Origin of the sequence: Phaeodactylibacter sp. (assembly GCF_022763345.1) — a bacterium.
In the GTDB taxonomy this organism is placed as follows: domain Bacteria; phylum Bacteroidota; class Bacteroidia; order Chitinophagales; family Saprospiraceae; genus Phaeodactylibacter.
This window is the reverse complement of sequence record NZ_JALEGS010000110.1, coordinates 1-6,198: the sequence shown is the minus strand read 5'-3', so window position 1 is coordinate 6,198 and position 6,198 is coordinate 1. Positions and strand designations below refer to the sequence as shown.

Genomic DNA, 6,198 nt, shown 5'->3' with positions numbered 1-6,198 from the left:
TCCATGAGGAAAAGTATGTTTTGTAGTTGTGGTAAACCACAAAATCTTGCTTTTCCTCGCTTTTTTCAAATCTCAATCATAACCATCGGGTAGAGTACTTATTACGATATTCTCAATCAACTAATTTGCGGCAACGGGAAATGCATTGTTAGGGCAGTAGCCAGTTAATGGGATTCTTACCCTGTTGCTTAAGATAAGCATTTGCTTTTGAGAAGTGGGCACTTCCGAAAAAGGCGCCCCCTGCTAGCGGGGAAGGGTGTGCAGCTTCCAGAATTAAGTGCTTGTCCGCGTCAATCAATGTTTTTTTCTTGCGGGCAAAACCACCCCACAGCATAAACACCAGCCCCTCGCGCTTCTCAGACAATTTACGGATGACCGCATCCGTAAAGTCCTGCCAGCCAATTTTCCGGTGTGCGCCGGCTGTTTTATGCTCTACGGTGAGCATAGCGTTTAGCAGAAAGACGCCCTGCGCTGCCCATGCCGTCAGGTCGCCGTGATTGGGTGGAGCAACGCCAAGATCAGACTGCAGCTCTTTATAAATATTGCGCAAAGAAGGCGGCACCCGGACACCTTTGGGCACCGAAAACGACAGCCCCATAGCTTCTCCCGGGTTGTGGTAAGGGTCCTGCCCCAAAATCACCACCTTTACCTTATCGAAGGGCGTGGAATTAAAGGCATTGAAGATCAGACTGCCGGGTGGGTAAATCTTTTTCCCGGCTGCTTTTTCTTTTTTTAGAAAAGTGGCGATGCTTTGGAAGTAAGGTTGTTGGAATTCCTGCTCCAATACCGCTTTCCAGCTTTCTTCAATTTTTACCTGGCTCATGCGCTTAGCGGATCATTGTTTAGTGCGGTACAGAAGAGAATCCGTTCGTTCCGGCATACTTTCCTGTAGTGACCTGAATGAGTTTCTCGAGGGACTGTTCCAGTAATTGCCTTTTGGTCCAAAGCAGGTCATGCTTGCGCCCCTCCAGCAGTTTGAATTCTAAAAAGGAAGCATTCACCAGCCGCTCACTGGCAAAGATAGCATTTTCAGGGTAGATAAGATTGTCCGCATCGCCGTGCAGGATGATAGCTGCACTTTTTATCCGGTCCCACAGACCGGCCATGGAGTCAAGCTGCATCTTGTGGCTCAGCTTTTCCATATTCGCCACATGAATAGAGCCCGGCAAAAGCCAGCGAAATGGCCAGTGCCTAGTAATGTGGGTGAAGGTGAAAGTCTTTTCCTTTCCGGGCATCAGAGAAGCGGATTGCAGCAATAGACCATCGACAAGGTCCGGAAAATCCATCGCAATACGAGCCGCCACGGTCCCTCCGTAACTCGACCCATGGAGGATAACAGCAGGATGCTGACCCCGTTTTGCCCTAATTACTTCGGCGATCAGAGCAGCCTGTTTCTTTACAGAGATTTCGGGCTTTCCGTAACCGGAGTAGCCATAGCCTGGCCGGTCAACCGCCATCAGCTTGGCCTTTGCCAGAAGGCTCGTGTCTTTTAGAAAAGTTCGCCAGAAGGAAGAGGAACTGGGCGCACCGTGAATAAAAACGACTAAGGGAAGGGAGTCCTGCCCAATTTCCAGGTAACGCAAATCACGGTCTTCGGTGGAAAGGGTACCAAATTCGGCCTGCAGACCAAGTGGGTTTTCAGCCAAAATTTTCTGGTAGGTAGGCGTACTGATCCGCATTTCCATAAAGTCATATCCATAAATGAGGAGGAGGAGAAATGCGAAAGAGAAGTAGATTCTTTTCTTCTTGACAATTTTTTTCACGGGATGTCCAATTATAAGCTAATGCATTAACGTACAACCTTGTAAACAAATAAGGCCAGTTGATGGTTGCCTCTATTTGCTTTCATCTTGCACTCTAATGAAAAAAACTGTAGCTTTGCAAACTCAAAAAAATGGTCCCGTAGCTCAGGGGATAGAGCATCTGACTTTAAGCAGCCTGCCATAAGAGGCAGGCTATAGGAGCCTTTGCGGGGAAACAAAACCTGCAGAGTGGACGCCACTGTATCGGGGAAACCTTCTTTGCTGCGGCAAAATGGCAATCCCGAGGAAACTTGAGATTTTCTTTGTATTTTGAATGTTATGTACAAACATCACACTAAAAGCAAAGGAGACCTGGGTATTTTGAAGGCTAAGCTGGATTTATTTGAGCAAGGCTATTTGATCCTAAATCCGGAGACGGAACATGCCCCTTTTGATATCGTTGCCTACAAAAAAGGTAACTTCAGAAGAGTGCAGGTCAAATACAGAAAGCTTAAAAAAAAATGATACTGTTGAAATCACTTTCCGAAGTTCTTATGCATACTCCGGAGGTTTAGTCAACAAGGCAATAGATAAAAACGAGATTGATATCTATGCTATCTATTGCCCGGAAACGGATCAATGTTACTACATAGATCCCAGTCATTTTTCCCAATCCGTTTCGCTTAGGGTAGGAATACCTCGAAACAACCAGTCCAATGGAGTGCATTGGGCGGAGAACTTTCGCAAGGTTCCGTAGAGACTATACGTGGCGCGCCTGAAATGGCGAAGAGATAGTCCAGACCACAAATCCTGACATTGATCGTCAGGAGCGGTGAAAGCCGTAGCTGGTAAGCTAATCAGACGGTCGCAGGTTCGAATCCTGCCGGGATCACGAACGTAGGTTGTTGGTTGTCAAATGACAACCACAACTTACCTACAATCAACGGATTGAGCGCGAAAACGCAACTTTTGACTATCAACGGATAGTCTGCTTTTGTACTGGTTTTCGTATTGAAAGGGTTAATGATCCGCAATTACTTAACCTTTCAATTCTAATCAGTGATGGCAACGCATTTCAAAAAGATCAAATTCTCAGTGGTCTACAATCGCAACAACATCTTAAACCAGGATGGGGAAGCCCTCATTCAGGTCAGGGCCTACTCTCCAGCAGAGCAGAGGACACGTTTTTTTTCGACCGGCATCTACATCGAGCCGGACCACTGGGACACCACGCACCGGCGGGTATCAGAAAACCATATTTCTGAGCTGCACCTAAACGACCTGATCCACGAACAAATTAAGGGCTACAAAAAACGGGAGTTGGAACTCCTTCAACGGTTTGGAGCGGCACCGCTGCGACTCCTGGAAAACCCCGCAGCTGAGGATGCGCCCGACCTTAATCCCTATCTGACATTCACGGAGTTTTTTGAGCGGGAGATCGAGCGCCCGGAACTTCAGGAAAGCACCAAGCGTCAGCACCGGGTAACGCTGCGATACCTCAAGCGGTTCCAGGCGAACGTGCTGTTCTCAGATTTGAAGTATTCCTTCCTGTCGTCCTTCAACAAATACCTACTCTCCCACCCTATGGGATTGAATACCGCCTACCGGCACCATAAGTGCTTGCGCACTTACATCAACCTGGCTATCAAGCATGACTACCTGCCGATAGATGGCAACCCCTATCGGAAGTTCAAGCCACGGCAGGAAGAACCCCACCGCGAGTACCTGACCGAAGCCGAGTTGCACCTCCTGGAGCAGCTGGAGATCCCCGCCGGTTTCAAGTACCTGGAGAAGATCCGGAACATGTTCTTATTTGCCTGTTATACCGGGCTGCGATTCGGGGATGTGGTGAAGCTGGCCCGGAAGCACATTGAAGAGACGGCGAAGGGAATGCAGATCACCATGCGGATTGAGAAGACCAGGAACAAACACACCATACCGCTGTGGCTGCTATTCAAGCGAGACGGCATCCAATGGAGCAAACCGGAACAGATCATTCGTGACCGCCTGGCAGCGCAGAAGCTCGACAACCGGAAGGATTTACAAGCCTTCCCGCTGTTCAAGCTCACCAACCAATACACCAACCGTTGCCTGAAGGAGCTGGCAGGGCTTGCCGGCATAGATAAGCAGCTGAGTTTTCACGTCAGCCGGCGCACCTTCGCCACGCAGATGGCCCCACGGGTACAGATGCCAGTGCTGCAACGGCTGCTTAATCACTCCACGCTGGATATGACTAAGATTTACATTCGCCTGGCTAACTCGCAGGTGGAACGGGAACTCGAAAAAATTGAATGGCAGTAGATGGCTAAGGAAAAGAAAATAGGGGTAAAGTTCTTTTTGAATACTCGGTTAAAACCTAAGGTTTTTGCAGGGGTTAAAAGATATCCTGTTTACTCCAGAGTTACATTTAATCGAAAAAACCACCAATCACCTTTTGAGTTTGAAAATACCTTTGATGGGTTAATGAGTGAAGTAGAGTTTGAAAAATACATTGTTGAAAAATCAAACCCTAAAATCATTAGTGAAATTGAACAATACGAGAAGGAAGTCAAAGGAATAGTCAGAATATGGCATAAAAAGTTTGGTGACGATTTTTCTTTACTTGGACTTAGCGAAACTCATAAAGAATATAAAGTTACGCCACTTCTTTTCAGGGTTTCGTTCCAAGTACGAGAAGGTATTAGGGATTACGTCATAGACCATCGTCCAGATAAATTTAGAGATGTTTTTTACGCTGAGGATGTATTCCCCACAACCCCATACTTTGCGTTGAGCAGTTTTTTTAAATATGATGAGAAAACTAGTTTTTCGGATTGGCCACTTATCCTTCAATACTCTGTTTTCAGTTTTGTGTTGCTTTCCTCTTACTTAAAAATGGGGTTTTGGTTTAAAGATGAACATGAGGCTTTTGACTCCAAAGTCAAAATAATTGATTGGGTATGTGGTGAAACCAAAATAGACTTTATCAATTATCTGACCCATAAAAAGTATCTGAAAGAGGATTTACAACTATCTTCTGATGACCCATTTGCAAAAGGACCTATTCAAGTCATCAACCTATTAAAGAAAACCACTATTGATATAAAGATGGTAACCAATATCATAGATGCGTCTTTGTTCCCATAATCTTTTTTTACCAAAAATGTTACGTTAATACCAATTCATTAGCGTACATTTGACAACGAAAGCGGATTCATTAACCCTTTTTTTTTACCACTAAAACAGTACGATGTATGAATGTCAACCTTTCAAAAGTAGTCAGGGAAGCCCGCGAAAAGCTGGCAGCGGTGACGGCAGACCTGACGGAATTGGCCGCCGTGATCGAAGATGCCAACAAGCATGGCAAGCCAGGCACAGAGATCGTAGGGCTGGAAGAGATGTGCGACATATTGTCGGTTTCCATGACTACGGTACGCCGATACCACAAAGACGGGAAGCTGGAACCCTCCTACCGGAAGGGCAAACAAATTTACTGGCTGCGGTCAGAGCTAAAGCAAGTATTGCGCAATTCGTAACCACCATTAAAAAAGCCCACCCCGAGCGGACACTCGAAGCGGGCAATTTTGAAACATTTCAAAACTTAAAGCAATGAAATATTTACGTTCTACTCCCAAAGATAGGGCATTCTTTGCTACTTATGCAAGATTGGGCAAAACCATCAAATCCAGCGGCTACTTTGCCCAAATCGTTAGCGCACTGACGGAAGTCTCCGGCATCTTTGCGGCTGCACTCAGCGTACTTTACCCCATCCTCCAGGAGCTGGCTATCTATCCAGCTGCTGCGGTGGCCATTATCGGCACCGCTGTACTGGAGATCGGCCTGCGAGTGACCATCCCCCAGGCAGTGGATGCCGTGTTGTACAAGCGATGGCAGGGGCTGCACCTGGCGATGTCCATCGCCGTCTTTATTTTGGGCTTCGTGCTGCTGGCTACGTCCGGCATACTGAGCTACCAGAACAGTAAGACCGTTGTGGATGCCGTAGTGGTGGAGCCGGAGCGGGACAGCCTGGCGATACAAGGCGCACAGATCGACTACAACGCAAGCCAGGCAAAAGCCGCCGAAGCCTACCGGAGTGACAGCACCGCTACCGCTCAGCGATACCAGGAACGCCTGGCAGCTGAGCAAACCGCGTATGCCGGTAAAATCGGAGCCGCCAAACGGGAACTGAGTAACGTTTACAACCGGGAGCGCCGGACGGGGCAATCCTTTGCCACCGCCAAAGATGCGGCCCGTCAGAAGATCGCCAACCTGGAGGCTGAGGAAGCCACAGCCATTGCAGGCATCAAGGCTGAGGAAGGCGAAGCACTCGCAGCACTGCTGGCACAGCATAAGGCAGCACTGGCAGAGATCAAAACCGCCTACCAGGAAGCCACCGCAAGCCTGGAGGGTGAATTTCAGGAAGCCAAAGGCGAACGGGCTGCCACGGTGGACGGCTACGGCGGTGGGCTGGCTTACT

The 6,198-nt window shown here is 47.9% G+C and carries 5 protein-coding genes and 2 pseudogenes; 5 read left to right on the top strand and 2 right to left on the bottom strand.

Annotated features, from left to right (window positions below; translation table 11 throughout):
- Positions 1-148: 148 nt before the first annotated feature.
- Entirely contained in the window at positions 149-823 is a 675-nt protein-coding gene (ung, locus tag MRY86_RS26130) for a uracil-DNA glycosylase (protein ID WP_293568040.1), read from the bottom strand.
- Between the two features lie 19 nt (positions 824-842).
- The gene (locus tag MRY86_RS26125) at positions 843-1,763 is read right to left on the bottom strand and encodes an alpha/beta hydrolase (RefSeq protein ID WP_293568038.1); all 921 of its coding nucleotides are present in this window, start codon (positions 1,761-1,763) and stop codon (positions 843-845) included.
- Between the two features lie 318 nt (positions 1,764-2,081).
- Here MRY86_RS26125 and MRY86_RS27275 point away from each other — a divergent pair.
- From MRY86_RS27275 to MRY86_RS26105, 5 genes and pseudogenes are all read left to right on the top strand, one after another.
- A pseudogene (locus MRY86_RS27275) lies at positions 2,082-2,499 on the top strand (group I intron-associated PD-(D/E)XK endonuclease).
- A gap of 305 nt (positions 2,500-2,804) precedes the next feature.
- The gene (locus MRY86_RS26120) at positions 2,805-4,043 is read left to right on the top strand and encodes a site-specific integrase (RefSeq protein WP_293568036.1); all 1,239 of its coding nucleotides are present in this window, start codon (positions 2,805-2,807) and stop codon (positions 4,041-4,043) included.
- Positions 4,044-4,868 carry a hypothetical protein gene (locus tag MRY86_RS26115; protein WP_293568034.1) on the top strand — a complete coding sequence of 275 codons (825 nt, stop codon included), beginning with the start codon at positions 4,044-4,046 and terminating at the stop codon, positions 4,866-4,868.
- A 107-nt stretch (positions 4,869-4,975) separates the two neighbouring features.
- Positions 4,976-5,257 (top strand): helix-turn-helix domain-containing protein, encoded by a 282-nt coding sequence (locus tag MRY86_RS26110; protein WP_293568032.1) that lies wholly within the window; start codon positions 4,976-4,978, stop codon positions 5,255-5,257.
- A 73-nt stretch (positions 5,258-5,330) separates the two neighbouring features.
- A pseudogene (locus MRY86_RS26105) lies at positions 5,331-6,198 on the top strand (hypothetical protein); the annotation flags it as partial.